The organism is Paenibacillus sp. JT31N7, assembly GCF_059692095.1.
The window spans coordinates 229,718-246,632 of record NZ_JCAUAT010000003.1 but is presented as its reverse complement, the minus strand read 5'-3'; the positions used below and the strand labels follow the sequence as shown (position 1 = coordinate 246,632).

19 protein-coding genes are annotated in these 16,915 nt (G+C 53.0%); all 19 read right to left on the bottom strand.

Annotated elements, in window-relative coordinates:
• Window positions 1-96: 96 nt before the first annotated feature.
• Window positions 97-987, bottom strand: coding sequence for a c-type cytochrome (locus AC58P5_RS15710; RefSeq protein ID WP_497388025.1), 891 nt, complete (start codon window positions 985-987; stop codon window positions 97-99).
• Between the two features lie 20 nt (window positions 988-1,007).
• Window positions 1,008-1,679, bottom strand: coding sequence for a menaquinol-cytochrome c reductase cytochrome b subunit (gene qcrB / locus AC58P5_RS15705; protein ID WP_377595107.1), 672 nt, complete (start codon window positions 1,677-1,679; stop codon window positions 1,008-1,010).
• 18 nt (window positions 1,680-1,697) lie between these two features.
• Window positions 1,698-2,243, bottom strand: a complete 546-nt coding sequence (locus AC58P5_RS15700) for a QcrA and Rieske domain-containing protein (protein ID WP_497388023.1) — start codon at window positions 2,241-2,243, stop codon at window positions 1,698-1,700.
• 254 nt (window positions 2,244-2,497) lie between these two features.
• The gene (locus AC58P5_RS15695) at window positions 2,498-2,947 is read right to left on the bottom strand and encodes a DUF2487 family protein (RefSeq protein ID WP_497388021.1); all 450 of its coding nucleotides are present in this window, start codon (window positions 2,945-2,947) and stop codon (window positions 2,498-2,500) included.
• 208 nt (window positions 2,948-3,155) lie between these two features.
• Entirely contained in the window at window positions 3,156-3,344 is a 189-nt protein-coding gene (locus AC58P5_RS15690) for an IDEAL domain-containing protein (RefSeq protein ID WP_042228421.1), read from the bottom strand.
• 54 nt (window positions 3,345-3,398) lie between these two features.
• Window positions 3,399-3,914, bottom strand: a complete 516-nt coding sequence (locus tag AC58P5_RS15685; RefSeq protein ID WP_497388019.1) for a gamma carbonic anhydrase family protein — start codon at window positions 3,912-3,914, stop codon at window positions 3,399-3,401.
• A gap of 100 nt (window positions 3,915-4,014) precedes the next feature.
• Entirely contained in the window at window positions 4,015-5,130 is a 1,116-nt protein-coding gene (locus AC58P5_RS15680; RefSeq protein ID WP_497388017.1) for a hypothetical protein, read from the bottom strand.
• Window positions 5,131-5,305: 175 nt separating this feature from the next.
• Complete coding sequence (locus AC58P5_RS15675) at window positions 5,306-5,896, bottom strand: histidine phosphatase family protein (protein ID WP_497388015.1); 591 nt, start codon at window positions 5,894-5,896, stop codon at window positions 5,306-5,308.
• Between the two features lie 49 nt (window positions 5,897-5,945).
• Window positions 5,946-6,572, bottom strand: coding sequence for an anti-sigma factor family protein (locus tag AC58P5_RS15670; RefSeq protein ID WP_497388013.1), 627 nt, complete (start codon window positions 6,570-6,572; stop codon window positions 5,946-5,948).
• A complete protein-coding gene (locus AC58P5_RS15665; protein ID WP_497388011.1) occupies window positions 6,569-7,165 on the bottom strand; it encodes an RNA polymerase sigma factor in 597 nt (198 codons plus the stop codon). Before AC58P5_RS15665 ends, AC58P5_RS15670 begins: the two co-directional genes overlap by 4 nt.
• Window positions 7,166-7,613: 448 nt before the next feature.
• Window positions 7,614-8,702 (bottom strand): prephenate dehydrogenase, encoded by a 1,089-nt coding sequence (locus tag AC58P5_RS15660; RefSeq protein ID WP_497388009.1) that lies wholly within the window; start codon window positions 8,700-8,702, stop codon window positions 7,614-7,616.
• 25 nt (window positions 8,703-8,727) lie between these two features.
• Window positions 8,728-9,828, bottom strand: coding sequence for a histidinol-phosphate transaminase (gene hisC, locus AC58P5_RS15655; protein ID WP_497388007.1), 1,101 nt, complete (start codon window positions 9,826-9,828; stop codon window positions 8,728-8,730).
• A gap of 49 nt (window positions 9,829-9,877) precedes the next feature.
• Window positions 9,878-10,705: a tryptophan synthase subunit alpha gene (gene trpA / locus AC58P5_RS15650; RefSeq protein WP_497388004.1), complete on the bottom strand. Its 828-nt coding sequence runs from the start codon at window positions 10,703-10,705 to the stop codon at window positions 9,878-9,880.
• On the bottom strand, window positions 10,692-11,900 hold the full coding sequence (trpB, locus tag AC58P5_RS15645) for a tryptophan synthase subunit beta (RefSeq protein WP_497388002.1): 1,209 nt from the start codon (window positions 11,898-11,900) through the stop codon (window positions 10,692-10,694). The genes trpA and trpB overlap by 14 nt, the downstream gene beginning before the upstream one ends.
• Complete coding sequence (locus AC58P5_RS15640; protein WP_497388000.1) at window positions 11,900-12,625, bottom strand: phosphoribosylanthranilate isomerase; 726 nt, start codon at window positions 12,623-12,625, stop codon at window positions 11,900-11,902. The genes trpB and AC58P5_RS15640 overlap by 1 nt, the downstream gene beginning before the upstream one ends.
• A gap of 94 nt (window positions 12,626-12,719) precedes the next feature.
• A complete protein-coding gene (gene trpC, locus AC58P5_RS15635; protein ID WP_497387998.1) occupies window positions 12,720-13,523 on the bottom strand; it encodes an indole-3-glycerol phosphate synthase TrpC in 804 nt (267 codons plus the stop codon).
• On the bottom strand, window positions 13,513-14,553 hold the full coding sequence (gene trpD / locus AC58P5_RS15630; protein WP_497387996.1) for an anthranilate phosphoribosyltransferase: 1,041 nt from the start codon (window positions 14,551-14,553) through the stop codon (window positions 13,513-13,515). The genes trpC and trpD overlap by 11 nt, the downstream gene beginning before the upstream one ends.
• 96 nt (window positions 14,554-14,649) lie before the next feature.
• The gene (trpE, locus tag AC58P5_RS15625; protein ID WP_497387994.1) at window positions 14,650-16,194 is read right to left on the bottom strand and encodes an anthranilate synthase component I; all 1,545 of its coding nucleotides are present in this window, start codon (window positions 16,192-16,194) and stop codon (window positions 14,650-14,652) included.
• Between the two features lie 343 nt (window positions 16,195-16,537).
• Window positions 16,538-16,915 carry a chorismate mutase gene (gene aroH, locus AC58P5_RS15620; RefSeq protein WP_009672004.1) on the bottom strand — a complete coding sequence of 126 codons (378 nt, stop codon included), beginning with the start codon at window positions 16,913-16,915 and terminating at the stop codon, window positions 16,538-16,540.

Below are 16,915 nucleotides of genomic sequence, written 5' to 3'. Positions count from 1 at the left end.
GCTCCCCTCGGAAATCCCGCTTAACGGATTTCTTCCGTACATTTGGTTTTACAAAAAAACCTGACCGTCTGCGTACGGTCAGGTTCTTAGACATGCTTATTGGGCTTTCTTTTGTTTAGCGAGCCAGTCAGCCAGTTTGTCCAAATCGGCATCGGTCAACCCTTTGGCGATGTTGTCTTTATACTGAGGCTGCATAGCCCCCTGGCCGTTCTTGATGATATTCATGATCTGTTCCTTATCATGCTTGTCGCCTACACCGCGAAGTGCGGGGATTCCGTTGTTCGGCATCCCTTTCAGGTCGCCGCCATGACAAGATACGCATGTCGCTTTCTTGTAAATCTCAGCAGCCGGATCGTCTGCCGCGACGACGCCTGCCGCTTTCTGCTGCTGTCCGCCACCGCCGGAAGCGGCACCGCCAGCTGCTCTCTTCTCTTTCATTTCTTCTTCACGCTTGATGTGCTCCGGAATCGTGTTAGTCGCTTTCAATTCCAGCTGGTAATGATGCCAGGAGGTATACGTCAAGTATGCGGAAGCGATTAACGTCAGAAGCGCCAACGAAGAAGCGATCGGGCGTCTGTAGAAACGGCGCTCTTTACCTGTATCCAGGAAAGGTGCCAGAAGAAGTCCGCCGAACATCAGTCCGGGTACGATCAGCGTACCGATAACGACGTACTGATCCGATGTATACGGATATTTCAGCAGTTGGTACATAAACAGGAAGTACCAGTCCGGAATCGGAATAAAGGATGTGTTCTTAGGATCAGCCGGGTAGCCGAGCGGCGCCGGTTCTGAAATAACCAGACACAATACACCGACCAGAAACACAACGGCAACCATCCATTCTTTCAATAGAAAGTTCGGAATGAAAGCTTCGGATTTCCCCGGATAAGACGAATAATCCGGAGGTACGGTGTTTTTTACTGTTTTCTTAACACGAGAGTCGCCTACATAGACGACTTTCTCGCCATCTTTTTGTCCGTGAGCCACTTAAGTACCCTCCTTTCATTTTATAGCGGTCCGGAAATCCCCTGCCTGCGAATCATTATGAAGTGTCCGGCCAGTAATGCGAGGAGAGCTGCAGGTAAGAAGAACACGTGAAGTGCGAAGAATCTCGTCAGCGTCTGCGCACCTACAATATCTCCACCCTGCAGGAACGTTTGAACATATTGACCCAAGAATGGAATCGATGCTGCGATCTTGATCCCTACTTGCGTTGCATAGTAGGCTTTGTTATCCCAAGGAAGCAGGTAACCGGTGAAACCAAGACCAAGCATGACAAAGAAAATCAGCATACCGACGACCCAGTTCATTTCACGAGGCGCTTTGTAAGAACCCGTGAAGAAAACGCGGAGCGTATGTAACAGCATCATGACGATAACAAGGGATGCTCCCCAGTGGTGCATACCACGCACGATAACACCGAATGCTACCTGGTGCTGCAAATAGTCAACGCTTGCATAAGCGTTGATAATGTCCGGTGTATAGTACATGGTCAGGAACATACCGGACAAGATTTGAATTACAGTGACAAAGAACGTCAGACCGCCGAAACAATAAACGAAAGCGGAAAAATGGTGAGCCGGGTTGACGTGTTCGGGAACCTCGTGATCGGCTACGTCCCTCCAGATCGGCGTGATATCTAGACGTTCGTCGATCCAGTTGTACATATTTTTAAACATCTGATCGTTACGCCCTCCTTATTTCGCCCTTGTGTTAGCGTGCAGCTGTCCCAGATAGACGAATCCTTTATCGATTTTTACGTCGTATTCGTCCAGCGGAGCTGGAGCTACCGCAAGGTTTTTGCCGTCAGCGGTGTAATGCGCGCCGTGGCATGGGCAAAAATACTGGTTTTTGTACTCCGGATTGTTGTTCCAGTTAACCGTACAACCCAAGTGCTTGCATGTCGGGTTCAAGGCGAAGACTTTGCCATCTTGACCCTTGGTGATCCATGCTGTCAGTTCCACATCGCTCTCGTACCAGCCGTCCACCTGATGGACTTGGAACGTGAATGATTTGGGCTCATTCGTAATTTTGGCTTCTTCAACTACTTTGATCCAATCCGAAGCCTTCTTCGGCTGAAGCACCGGATCCACCGCGAATCTCAGCATTGGAGCTACCATACCGGCTGCCATGAAAGCAGTGGTACCGCCGAGCGTGTACGAAAGAAACTGGCGGCGGGACATTTGACGCCGTACTACAGGCTTTTTGCCATGGTGCTCATTCGAATTGTTGCGTTCACTCATTTCGCGTGCTACCCCCCTAAGCCATTCAATTTGTCGCATGACAAATCGAACCTATATCACGTGTCGTTCGACATTATCTTACACTTCATAGACTAGGACATTACTAATAATATCCTACGACCTTTGGGGCGTCAAGGTTGTAGCCGCAAGGTCGAGGGAGTGCCTTCTCGGGTTATCTTGTGATTTTAACAAAATTGTCACAATTTCCTCCGGGAAACACGCCATCCTTTTTATCTTTACCAAATTTTCGAATTCTAACGAATCTCTTCTGATTTTTTTGAAAACCAGAGCTGTTCGATCCGTTCCCCTATCGTTTTCTTCGCTTCCTGTCCGGGATACTGCAGCGCCTCGGGGGAAATGTACACGATCAGATCCGCATTCGGCAGCTGCCAAGCCCCGATCTCAGGATGAGCGGTCACCACGACCACATAAGCGAAACCGACCTTCCTTAACTGTCCGCAGGTCCGTTCCACGTACTCCCGGTCCGTATCCTCCGCGGAGCAGTAATGGAGAGCCGGGTACGTGACGACTCTTCCTTTGTAGGGAATCTCCAGCACGTCCAGTACGTCCCTGAGGCTTTCCAGAGCGTCTCCCGCTTCCCAGGGCTGCTCCGCACCGCCCAGCCCCGTAACGGGAAGCAGACAGGTGTCCAGGTACGGCTGCAGGTCCGTCCAGTCTTTTTCCGTAATCTCGCTAAACTTCATCCTTCTCTCCCCTTCCGATCAATAGAGCTACTTTACCATATCGGGGCAAACGGTGGGTACCCTTTTATCCCGCGGAAATCAAAAAATCCCCTCCTTCCGCAGCCCCGCATCCGTCTGGATGGTCCGCAAGAAAGAGAGGATAATGACGGGACATGCCGAGGTTGCAGCAGTCCTGTTTTTCAATAAGATTTGCGACAATACGGGCAGCCTAGCTGGGGGATTGGATGGATTTGAGTTCGGCGGTAAGCGCTAAAAAAGTAGCTTCATCACCCTCGGCTAGAGCGCTGTCAATCTGTTGATAGAGATGATTTTCTTTATATTTCCGCATGGCATCATCCATTACCAATTCAGCGATCAGACCCAGCAGCGCTTCATTTGAAACATTCATTCTTCCCATAGGGATCTACCTCCAGGTATCGTCCGCACAATGCAGAGCAGCGATAGGATTGTATTACTTCCCTGGTTCCATCCGGTACTCTCTTCCCTTGCTTACATAGTTATCCGTCGTGCGTTTCATCCGTTCGAGATCCTGAGGTGTTAATTCCCGCACAACTTTTGCCGGAGTTCCCAGCGACAGCGTATAAGCCGGAAGAATCGTACCTTCAGTAACGAGAGAACCTGCCCCTACTAAAGCATATTCACCGATCTCGGCGCCGTTTAGTACGATCGCCCCCATTCCGATTAATGTGCCCCTGCCTATACGGCAGCCGTGTATGAGGGCACCATGACCGACGGAAACGTCGTCTTCTAAGATCAGCGGCTGGTCCGTGTTGACATGACCGATGCATCCGTCTTGAATATTGCTCCGGTTCCCGATCCGGATCGGAGCCAAATCTCCTCTCAGGACGGCATTGAACCAGATGGTGGAATCTTCACCGACGGAAACATCTCCGATAATCTGTACGCCCGGGGCGATGTAGACCGAAGACGCGATAGCGGGAAATAAGCCTTTAAAAGGATGCAGCATAGCGCAGCTCACTCCTCTGGATTTTTTCTCATCATAGATGCCGGGAGGAGAAGCCGTCAAACGTTGCGGCCGGTTAAGGGCAGCCGCAGATCAACGGGCGCTATTCTTTCAAATCGATTTTGTCTTCTTCGGCAATCTGGTTGCCGGCAATCGTTTTGCCGCCCAGAGGGGTAATGCGGACCACGGCTCCGGCATGTTCTTCTTCCCCGTCGGCCAGCAGTCCCAGATGCATCATCATGGCGATAATCCGCTGTTCGAAAATCGATTCCGGCGAATCGTAGTAAAAGGGCCGGATTAACGGACATAACACTTCCGCCAGCGACGCGGTCGTCACCCAACTGCCGGCCAGGCGGGCCGTCCACTGTACGATGGACTGGAGGTTGTAGACAGGGCCTTTGTAAAGCCGGAGCCAGAAACGGTACAGCTCGTCCTGGTCCGGTCTCAACCCGGCGGCCGTCATCTCCGCGCCTTTCTCCGTGAGGAGCAGCAGCCCGCTCCGTTCCTGGAGAAGCCCCTGGAAAAAGCAGTAGTCGTAGATCAGCGAGAACCGGTTCGGATATTCCTTGAATTTGCGTCCGTAGCCGAATCTCCATGCCGTCTTGCCTACCAGTTCTTCCTTGACCGCCATGTTGCCCAGTATCTGAGACAGCTGCCGCTTGTACATGACGTCTTCATGGGTCAGCAGCACTTCATGGTCCCTGATATACCGCATAAGCTGAAGTACATCGTCAGCCATCAGGGTATGTTCGTCACGATAGACGGCAGGATCTACCGTAAAGGTAAGGCGGCTTTTGTAATTGCGGGTCAGCACATCGCCGAAACGCCGCTTCAAATCATGAGGCACTTGAAAAAGATACTTGGTCTGCTGGGAATAGCCGTGAAACAGCCAGCCGTGCTTTTTGAATTTCGAGATCGTGTCGCGCGGGTTGGAATTTTCCTTCTCTTCCTTCAGAAACTTGGCCTGCTGCACGCGGGCAATGAGCTCTTCCAGACTGAGCAGCCCCCGATCTTCAAACAACAGGGTGCTCAAAAACCGGATATCTTCAACCGATAACGCATCTACCCGCTCTTCGAAAATGTCCCTGCGGCTGACCGTAGTCAATATAGACTGGATCAGTTCGTTCTTGGAGTGCATGTTGCACTCGCAGTCATACGTATCCGCAATCCGGTTTAAATCGTGGATATCCGCGTAACTGAGCATATCGGCCAGATTCAAGTCCGCCACCTCCTTTCACGATTTCTGTCCGCCGTCTTTCCCGACCGCAAATCCTTCTAGTTAGCCGTATACTTGTTTGTACTACCAGTATGGGAATAATTCCCTGAATTAAACCTTTAACGCAAAAAAAAGCATATCCGCCCTCGGGCAGACATGCTTTACCTGTTTCCATTGCTCACACGATCAAATGCTCCGTACAATTATACAGCGTGCATTCCCACACCGCGCTGGCCTGTCGGACAATCGTCAAGGACGCGTTTGTGAGAGGGTCGTCCGGGCGCTCCAGTTTCATTGTCTCTAACGCTCGTCCGATAAATGCTCCATGGCTGACGATAAGCATCCGGCTTTGCGGGTATTGAACACATAAATCCGCATAGAACGAAAGCCAGCGGCTACGGACCTGCTCGTCCGTCTCCCCGCCAAGCTCCAGCTTCAGCCAGTCCGGTCCCCAGCGGTCGAGCCGTTCCTGGAGCGTCGTACCCTCAACCTGTCCGAAGCCTTTCTCCCTGAGCCTGCTGTCCGTTCCGGCAATCGGGATGCCCGATCGTTCGCTGATCAGCTGCGCGCTTTCCTTCGCGCGTTTCAAATCACTGCAGATGATGCCGTCCCACGCTTCTCCGCGCAGCCGTGTCCCCAGTCTCCGTGCCTGTTCTTTTCCCTCTTCGGTAAGCTCCGTGTCGAGTGCCCCCTGTATTTTCCCTAGAAGGTTCCATTCGGTGCTGCCATGCCGGACTAATCCGATTGTGGTCAATATAATCTCCTCCATAAACAAACCAGCTCCGTAAGAGCTGGCGGGTACTTACCTTGGTTTTCTTTTATCGTTTGCCGCGTCCGATCCAGGCGTGAAACAGGAAGCTGACAAACAAGCCGATTAGCGATAACGCGATGAGATGATGAACGTAAGACGGTAAAACAAACGTGCTCCTGTTCGGCATCACCGTCGAAACATTCAGGCCCGCAACGGCCTGCTTCATCGTACGGCCGTTCATCGCCGAGGCCGCTTCCATTCCCGGCGATGCCGCGTAGGCATGCTCATAAGCCGAGCTTAAGCCCTTCCCCAGGAAATCGGGAGACGAGTTCAGAGAAAGGCACAGCAGTACGCCTACGAAAAGCAGCAGGCAGAAGGAGGCCGCCAAACGGCCCGCGCTGCGAAATTTGCGCCCGCGTCCGGAGCTCCCCGGGGCCCCCGCCTGTGCCGGATAACGCCACGGCTCGTAAGCGCCGATCCGCTGCATCACCGAATCCGCGATCGATACTCGCGGGACAGGCGTATCGGTACGCAGCGATAAGCGGATCAGATCCCGGCACTCCTGCCAGGAGTTGAACTGGTCCGAGCAGCGCTTGCAGCCGTCCGCATGCACCCGGACGGCCTGGCGCCTCAGCTCGCTGGCCGTACCGTCTATGTATTCAAGCAGCCATTCCTGAACGTCCTCACATTTCATCTCCGCGTCATCCCCTCGCATTCTTCCAGCCAATTGTCCGGGTTGTAATAGGGCTCCAGCTGCAGCTTTACGCTGGCTCTGGCCCGGAACAACAGAGATTTGACCGAACTGACGGTTTGTCCCAAAATGGATGCGATCTCCTGATAATCCAGTTGATCGTATTCCCTCAGGATCAGAGCCGATCTCTGCTTCTCCGGCAGACTATTGATCGCAATCCGGACCATGGAGACTTTCTCCTTCCGTATTACGGTCTGTTCGGGAAGCGATTCAAACGAAGTTTGAGGGGTATGTCCGCAATTGTCGAGCGATATTTTAACGATTTTGTGTTTGCGCATTTCACTCAGCACGGTGTTTCGTGCGATCGTATACAACCAGGTAGAGAAGGAAGCTTCCGCTTCACGGAACGAACTCAGGCTCCGGTATGCTTTGTAAAAAGTTTCGTTGCACAAATCCTCAGCCATCAACTCCAGCTGGGCGCTTTTGAGCATATGATAAATAAAAACGAAAATTTTGCGCTCATAGCGGTGCATCAGCTCGTTGTATTTCCCTACATTTCCATCCTTAACTTCACGAATCAACTGGGTATCCGTCATTACGTGCACCCCTCCTGCACAGTACGTTCGGGTTCCCCGCTTCCGTTCACATGCTTATACCGGGCGGGAACCAAAAAGTTGCGCGGTCTGCGGGCTAACTTTCATCAATCGAAGCACAACTTGATATCACTATAACAAATATTGTATAGAGCTGTAAAATTTTCTCCCGATTCGCTGCGCCATCGAAAAAAAGGCAAAAAAAAACCACCTCTACGAGGCGGCTGCACAATGTGCGATTATCGGATAGGAGTGGAGAGAAACCATACTGTACTTTTATTATATGAATCCGTTTACAAAAAGTCAATGCTTTTTTGAAAACGTTTACGAAAAAAGTTTTTGAAGACCTGTTAGCTCCCATTAAAAAAGCCTCTTCCCCCTTCACACGCCAGTTTAAAGGCACCTGCGCATACGGGAAAGAGACTTCATGGTTCCGTAGGAAGAAAGCGATCTATACGTGGATGGAAAACTGCTCGCTGAGCAGGGCCGATGCTTTGTCCGCGGTTTCCTGGTCCCGGAAAGACAGACGAAGCACACCCGGTACGTCCAGACGGCTCTCGATAATCTGCAGGTTGCTCAGATTGAGCCGGTGTTTACCGAGCAGCGTAGCGATCTGCCCGATCATTCCCGGATGATCCGGAATATCCGCATAAATATCGTACAGCGGATTAAGCATTCCTTTACGGCGGTCCGGAACCTGCTTGCGGAATGTCCCGGCTACCTCAAACTGCTTCTGGATGCCTTCGCCGTCTTCCTTTTCGAGAAGCTCGCGGAATAATGAAATCTGTTGATCCCAGTCGTCCAGAAGCTTCAGCAGAACGGTGCGGTTGTTGACGAGGATATCCCGCCATATAAAAGGATCGCTGGAAGCGATACGCGTAATATCGCGGAAACCGCCGGCCGCCAGGTTTTTGTAAAGCTCATTGGAGTCGTTGTACGTCCGGATCTGGTTAACGAGCGCGACTGCAATCATGTGCGGCAGGTGTGAGATGGCTCCCACGATATCGTCGTGTTCGCGTGCGTCCACTCGGATAATCTGGGCTTGCGTATACGCAAGGAGGCTGGCCAAACGCTCGACTTCAGCAACCGGCGTGTCTGTTCCCGGTGTCAGAACGTAGAATGCATTCTCGAACAAATGCGAAGAGGCCGCTTCCATGCCGGAACGCTCCGAACCGGCCATAGGATGACCGCCGATGAAATAAGCGTCCTTGAAGCCCAGTTTCTCCGCACACTGTACGACGGACAGCTTCGTGCTGCCCACATCCGTTATAATGCAGCCCTTCTTTAAGGAAAACTGCTTTAACCGTTCGAGATACGATTCCAGCGCCCCTACGGGCACGCACAGAAAAATGATATCGGCGGCTTCGGCCGCCGCCTGCATCGAGGTCGTTCCTTCGTCCACGATGCGTCTTTTCACCATATTTTCTACCGACGTCGGGTTATTGGAGTGGCCAATTACCGTAATGTCCGGTTTGCCTTTGAAGCACAGAGCGAGCGAGCCGCCAATAAGCCCGACGCCGAAAATTGAAATTGTAGTCATGTTTGATAACCTTTTCCTATACGTATTATGATTCTTGAACAGTCCCGTGAAGCACGAGCTCAAGCGCACGAACGAATGCTTCGTTCTGCTCTCTGCTGCCCACCGTTACTCTTAGCATGGTCGGGAAATCCAGTTTTTCCCCGCTTCTGACGATAATGCCGTGACGAAGAAGCTCGTCAAATACCGGACCGGAAGGACGGCCGATATCCACCAGGATAAAATTGCCGTGAGCCGGATACGAGGAAAGCCCCAGTTTTAGGAACTCGCCGAGCAGATACTCGATGCCTTCCCGGTTGAGCCTGCGGCACTGATCCACAAAATCCTGGTCCCGGATAGCGGCGGCGGCGGCGGCTTGGGCCAAACGGGTCGTATTAAACGGCTCCCGCACCTGATTGATCGTACGAATCACTTCCGGATGCCCGATTCCGTACCCGATCCTCAGGGAAGCAAGCCCGTAAATTTTCGAGAACGTGCGGAGGACCACGATATTGGGATACTTGTTCAGCAGTTCCAGGCTGTCCGGATACTCCCCATCGGTCGTATATTCATAGTAAGCCTCGTCGAGGGCCACCATGACGCTAGAAGGAACTTTGGCCATAAAGGCTTCCAACTCCTGCCCGGTTACAATCGTTCCCGTCGGGTTGTTCGGGTTGCAGATCCAGACGATTTTCGTCCGTTCATTGACGCGGCGAAGCATTTCGTCCAGATCGTGTTTGCCCTCTTTTAAAGGAACCTCAATCGAGACCGCGCCTTCGATTTCCGCATTATGTTTGTACTGGGGAAACGTATGGGTCGCCATGATCGTTTCATCTCCGGGTACGAGATAGGCCCGGGCGATCATAAGGATCACATCATCCGATCCCGCCCCGAAAATAAGCTGGTCCGCGTTAACGCCATAGTGGCCGGCAACGGCCCGGGTCACCTCGGCTCCGGCTCCGTCCGGATACAAGGTCAAATTGTCAAGATCAGCCAGAATCGCTTCTTTGGCTTTAGGCGAAAATCCGAACGGATTTTCGTTGGAAGCCAGCTTGATCACATGAGTCAAGCCAAGCTCCCTTTTTACTTCGTCAATCGGTTTGCCCGGCTGGTATACCGGCAGTTTCGTTACCTGTTGTTTGGGACGCATGTCTATCACCTCTGCCAATCTCTCTATCTGCCTTCTTCTTGCTTACTCGTTAACTTTGCGTTTGAAAAGACGCGCCTTTCAAGCCGCTCACAAATTCGCCGATTTGTTTCAGCGCATCTTGCTTCGTGCTTTCGTCCTGGAGGCGGTGTTCCTGTTCGCCGATGCGCCGGACGATGGCGCTGCCCACGACGACCGCGTCGCACGTTTTCTCGAAACGCTCTACCTGCTCGCGGTTCGAAATCCCGAAGCCGATAGCGATCGGCAAGTCCGTGGCCGCTTTCACGGAAGCCAGGAAATCGTCCAAACCGGCATGAAACTCGGAGCGTACCCCGGTCACTCCCATGGAGGACACGCAGTAGACAAAGCCGGAAGCCCGGCTGACGATTTTCTGCACACGTTCGTTGGAAGTCGGCGCAATCAGCGGAATCAGATGAATGCCGTGCCGCTCCGCTAGCTGCTTGGCTTCCGCGTCTTCCTCCATCGGCAGGTCCGGAATAATAATGCCGCTGATATCACTTTCCTTCATGAGGTCAAAAACGCGCTCCAGCCCGATGCGAAGGAGCGGATTGTAGTAAGTAAACAAGATCATGGGCAGCTCGGATCCCTCGCTGCGCGCCTGCTTGGCGATTTCGATTACCTTCAGCACGGTAATCCCGCTTTTCAGGGCACGTCCGGAAGACTCCTGAATAACGGGGCCGTCCGCGAGCGGATCGGAGTACGGGACGCCCAGCTCCAGCAGATCCGCGCCGGATTTCTCCAGTTCACGAATAATATCCAGGGTAATCTCCGCTGTAGGGTCCCCTACCGTAATAAAAGGAATCAATGCGTTCTTACCGGCGGATTTCAGCTCCGTAAATTTACGATCAATGCGATTCATGATCTGCACCTCCGAGATAACCCATGATAGCTTCCACGTCTTTATCTCCGCGGCCCGACAAACAAATGACAAGAAGCTCGTCAGGAGACATAGTCGGAGCCGTTTTTATCGCTTGGGCGACCGCATGCGCGCTTTCCAAAGCCGGAATAATGCCTTCCGTCTTGCAGAGCAGCTGCAGAGCTTCGAGCGCCTCGGCGTCTGTGATCGGCACGTATTCGGCCCGTTTCAAGTCTTTCAGGTAAGCGTGCTCGGGTCCCACGCCGGGGTAATCAAGGCCTGCCGATATGGAGTGGGCCGGAATCACCTGGCCGAATTCGTCCTGGAGCACGTAACTGAGAGAGCCCTGGAACACTCCCGGACTTCCTTTGGACATCGTCGCCGCATGCTCTTCGGTATCTACGCCGCGTCCGGCTGCTTCCGTAGCGATCAGACGCACGCTTTCATCACTGACGAACGGATAAAACATCCCCATCGCGTTGCTGCCTCCGCCGACACAAGCGATAACCGTATCGGGCAGTCTTCCTTCGAGTTCCAGAATCTGCGAACGCGTCTCGTCTCCGATCACACGCTGGAAATCGCGGACGATCATCGGGTACGGATGCGGACCGGTTACGGATCCGAGGATATAATACGTATCGTGCACGTTGCTGACCCAGTAGCGGAGCGTCTCGTTGCACGCATCCTTGAGCGTACGGCTGCCGGACAACACAGGAACCACTTCCGTTCCGAGCAGACGCATGCGGAACACGTTCAACTGCTGGCGTTTCATATCTTCTTCGCCCATGAACACCTTGCATTCCAGTCCAAGCAGTGCCGCAACGGTAGCCGTAGCGACGCCGTGCTGCCCCGCGCCGGTTTCGGCGATGACTTTATTCTTGCCCATCCGCTTGGCCAGAAGCGCCTGGCCGATCGTGTTGTTGATTTTGTGCGCGCCCGTATGGTTAAGATCTTCACGCTTCAAATAAATTTTAGCGCCGCCAAGCTTCTCCGTCAGCCTTTGCGCGTGATAAAGCCGTGTCGGTCTGCCGGAATAATCATGCAGCAGAGTTTCAACCTCTTTAATAAATTCGGGATCCTTCGAGTATTGACGGTAAGCTTCTTCCAGTTCGATCAGTGCGTTCATTAACGTTTCAGGTACATATTTCCCCCCGAAACGTCCGAATCTTCCATGTTCATCTGGTACTACTGCTGCCATTATCCTGTCACCCTTTCCACAAAAGCTGCAATCTTGGCGATATCTTTAACACCGTCGGTCTCAACTCCGCTCGATACGTCAACCCCGTCGATTTCATAGCTTTCAATGAGGCCGCCGACATTGTCTGGGTTCAATCCTCCAGCTACAATCAGGGGCATTGCCGCGGACAACGCCCATTCACGGGCTGCCGGTATACATTCCCACGAGAATGTACGCCCCGACCCTCCGCCGTATACGGGATCGAAGGTATCGATCAATACGGCATCCACTGCACCGCGATAAGGATCCAACCGCTGTATCCAGCCGGCAATCCCGTCTTTTATATCCGAAAAAGAGCTCTCGTTAACAAGAGGCTCTTCGCTTTTAATCGAGGATACTTTCCAAAGCTCCACACCAAATTGTTCCTTGATGTTTCTGCATGTTTCAGGCGTCTCTTCCCCGTGGAACTGGATAATATCCAGCTTGGCGACGGACAAAACATCCGCGAGCTCATCACGGGTGGGATTCACGAACACCCCGACCGTCTTGGGAACACGGTAGCCCTGCAGAGAACGTTCCTGCAGAAACGCAATCATCTCGGAAGCTTGCTCCGGCGTGATTCGTCTTCTGCTGGGTGCAAAAACAAACCCGATCTGGCTAATCGGGAAATGTACGATTGATTTTAACACTTCAACGCTTTGAAGTCCACAAATTTTTACGTCCGGCCTTTTTGAAACCGACCCCATTTTCTTCACTCCCCGGCAGTCAAAAAGCTTATTTTTGCCGCCATTACTCCACTAGATTACGCAAGAAACTTCTTCTACAGCCTACTCCTCCGTATTAGATATCGGGGGTAATGCTGCGTTCGCCCATCAAGTCATTAACGGCTTGGCCTACATCCGGCTGTCTCATAAAATGCTCCCCGATCAGCACGGCCCGGGCGCCGGCATTGCGGACGAACTCCAGATCGTTCCGGGAAGAAATTCCGCTTTCGCTGACAAGAATCCGGTCGTCCGGCACGATGGCAGCCAGTTCTTCCGTCGTCTTGATATCGGTCACGAATGTTTTCAGATTCCGGTTGTTAATGCCGACGAGAGTCGCGTCCTGCTCCAGGACCGTCTCAAGCTCCCGGCGGTCGTGAACTTCCACGAGAACGTCCAGCCCGACATCCTGAGCCAGCTGCTTGAGCTCTTTCAGCTCGGAAGGCTTAAGAATGGCGGCAATCAGCAGAACGGCATCCGCGCCGATGACTCTCGCTTCCAGAACCTGCAGCGGGTCGATGGTAAAATCTTTGCGGAGCAGCGGCACATTTACCGCTTCCCGGACGGCGCTTAAGTAGTCATTGGCGCCTTGGAAGTAATCTTTGTCCGTCAGCACCGAAATGCAATCCGTTCCGGCTTCGGCGTAGGCCAAAGCCAATTTGACGGGATCGAAATCGGCACGGATAAGTCCTTTGGAAGGGGAAGCCTTCTTTACTTCCGCAATGAGTCCCGTCGGCCTCTTTCTTCTGTCCCGCAAGGCGTTTTCGAATCCTCTGCACGCCTGCAGGGCGGAAATACGGCGTTCCAGTTCGGAGGAGCTTACCCGTCCGCGAAGCTCTTCGACTTCCCTGCGCTTGGTTGTTACGATTTTTTCAAGAAACATAGCTCAGATCTCCTGTATAGTGGGCTAATTGCTGTAATTTTTCCATGGCTCTGCCGCTGTCGATGACATCGGCCGCTACCTTGACGCCTTCCTGAAGCGTACCGGCAATTCCGGTCACATAGAAGCAGGCCCCCGCATTGGCAAGCACGATTTCGCGGTGCGCGCCTGTAGCGCCTGTGAAAATCGTGCGGATGATCTCCGCATTTTCCGCCGCGTTCCCTCCCTGGATGTCTTGCAGGGAGTAGGTTTGCAAGCCGAGATCGTCCGGTGTGACGGCATACGTGTTCACCGTTCCGTTTTTCAATTCCGTCACCTGGGTAGGCGCGGAAATGCTGATTTCGTCCAAGCCGTCGTAGCTGGAAACCACAACAGCCCGTTTAAGGCCGAGCGCTCCCAGCACTTCGGCGACGAGTTCCGTCTTGCCGCGCTCGAAGACTCCGAGCACCTGGCGGTCGGCGCCGGCCGGGTTGGTCAACGGGCCCAGCAGGTTAAACACCGTCCGGACACCCAGCTCACGGCGGGGACCCGCAGCGTGCTTCATCGACTGGTGATACCGCTGGGCGTACATGAAGCAGATGCCGATCTGATCGAGGCACTGCGCCGCCTGGTCGCCGTCGAGCTCGATGTTTACTCCGAGCGCCTCCAGCACATCGGCACTGCCGCTGCTGCTGGACATCGCACGGTTGCCGTGCTTGGCGACCCGGATGCCCCCGGCTGCCGCTACGATAGCGGAGGCGGTCGAAATGTTGAACGTTCCGGCTCCGTCCCCCCCGGTTCCGCAGGTATCCAGCAAATTATCCTGGATGGTCTGCACCGAGGTCGCTTTAAGCCTCATCGCTTCGGCAAAGCCCGTCACCTCTTCGATTGTTTCTCCCTTAATCCTCATCGCGGTCATCACACTGCCGATTTGAGCGGGGGTTGCTTCCCCATCCATTACCGACAGCATGACCTCCCTCGCTTCATCGCGGGATAAGTTCCCGCCTCCAATGAGTGTCGAAATCGCCCGCTGAATGGTACCATTCGCCGCCATCTGACCGTCCTCCTTCTTCGAAATGGTTTTAACCCGCCGTTCATCTGCCGTTCGTTCCGTCGTATAGTCCGACCGTTCCCGGCCTACCTTTCCCGCCTAAAGGGCCGGGACGTGGACATAGTAGTCGAGGTTCGGATTATCTGCCGCCCGCTTGAACATCGCTTCCGCGGTACGGATCGCTGTCATCATACCTCGCGCCTTGTTCACCGTCTCTTCGTATTCTTTCTCCGGATCGGAATCGAAGACAACGCCCGCTCCGGCCTGGATGTACGCTTTGCCGTTCTTGAAAACGATGGTCCGGATCGTAATGGCCGAATCCATATTCCCCGAGAAACCGAGGTAGCCGATCGCTCCGGCGTAGGTCCCTCTTCTTTCATTTTCAAATTCGGCGATAATTTCCATCGCTCTCAGTTTCGGCGCCCCGGACACCGTGCCTGCCGGCAGACAGGACAGGAAAGCATCGAAGAAGTCCTTCTCTTTGTTCATCGTCCCCGACACATTCGATACGATGTGCATCACGTGCGAGTAGCGTTCGATCTGCATAAAGCTGTCGCAGGCCACCGTGCCGTACTCGGCAACCCGGCCTACATCATTACGCACAAGGTCCACCAGCATCAGATGCTCCGCACGTTCCTTCTGGTCCGCAAGCAGGTCCTGCTCAAGCTCAAGGTCTTGTTCGGGCGTTTTGCCTCTCGGGCGCGTTCCCGCAATCGCTCTCGTATCCACTCTCTCGTCTTCCACACGCACCAGCATTTCGGGAGAGGTTCCTACGATGACTTCATCGTCCATTTTCAAATAGTACATGTAAGGAGAGGGATTCAATGTCCGGAGTACCCGGTACACCTGCAGCGGAGAGACATCCGTATCCGTTTCGAAACGCTGGGAAAGCACAACTTGAAAGATATCTCCGGCTTTTATATATTCCTGGGCCGCTTTCACATTGGAGATGTACTTCTCTTTGCTTAGGTTGGAGCGGAAGCCGTCCAGATCCGTTGGCGTTTCCACTTCGCTGTGTGTCATCATGCTGGACGGGAGCGGCTTTTTGAGCTTTTGTATCGTCGCCTCAAGCTTCAGGCAGGTTTGCCGGTAAGCTTCCGCTATCGTTTCCTCGCTGGCCCCGTCGGGAATGTGCACGTTCGCGATTACGTTCATCTGCTGTTTAAAGTGATCGAAGGCAATGACCTGGTCGCAAAACATGAACTGGATATCATCCATCTGAATATCGTCGACGCGGTGTTTGGGAAGGTTCTCGTAATACTGCAGCAGGTCGTACCCGAAAAAACCGACCGCTCCGCCTGTAAATCTCGGCAGTCCCTCAATCGAAGGACTCCGGAACATAGCAAGCTGGCTCTTTAAGGCTTGAAGCGGTTTTTCTTCCGTCATGACCGTTCTGCCCTGCGTCTCCAGATGAGTCTTGCCGTCGCGTGCCCGGATAATGAGGAACGGGTCTGTACCGATGAACGAATACCGGGCCCATTTAATGCCGCCCTCTACACTTTCAAGCAGGAACGCGCGTTTCTCGTCGGCAACCTGCTGAAATACTCGGATCGGTGTCTCCGTATCCGCCAGCAGGCAGCGTACAATCGGTATCAGATTGTATTCTTTTCCCAGGCGGATCACTTCTTGAAGCTCGGTATTCATTCTTGTTTTCCCCTTTCTACGGGCAGCAGTTGAAAAAATAAAAAACCTCTACGCATCCGTAGAGGTTTGGTTGAGTTCATTTGATTGGTAAGAGTGCAGGAATTCAAGGCGCATCGTCTACAGCCGTTAAAATTCATTAAGAGAACCGGCTATAAAACTATAGTTCCGCTCTGCAGAAAAAGATTACAGAACCCCCTTGCTAGCAAAGGGAAGGAACGGCTATTATCGTCCTTTCGCAACTCATGCGAAATGCTAACGATAGTTATGCGCTGTCTATGCTCAACTCTACTCATCTCAACTGATCTCATCTAAGCTCTACTCTATAATGACTATACTACCCGGATTAGGGATTTGTCAATTTCACAATGTCCGGACGCAGAACCTGCGCGCCTTTCAAATAAACGTGCCGCATTTCATCCTGCCGTTTCGTCGTATTGGCCAGCACCATAAGCCGGATACATTTCGGAAGACTGTTGTCTACATCGATTTCGATGGAGCACATAAGCGGTACGAGATCCCAGCCCGGCATCTGGCGGATGGCTCTCGCGGGGAACGTGGCGGTCAATTCCTTGGTGACCGTAATAAACACCGAGGAAATTTCATCGGGTTTCACGTCGTTCTCGCGGACAATCTTTTCCAAAAGCTCCAGCGTTGCCGCCAGAATCTGTCCTTCTTCGTTGCTTTCCACGGTTGTAGCGCCGCGGATTCCTCTAACGAACAT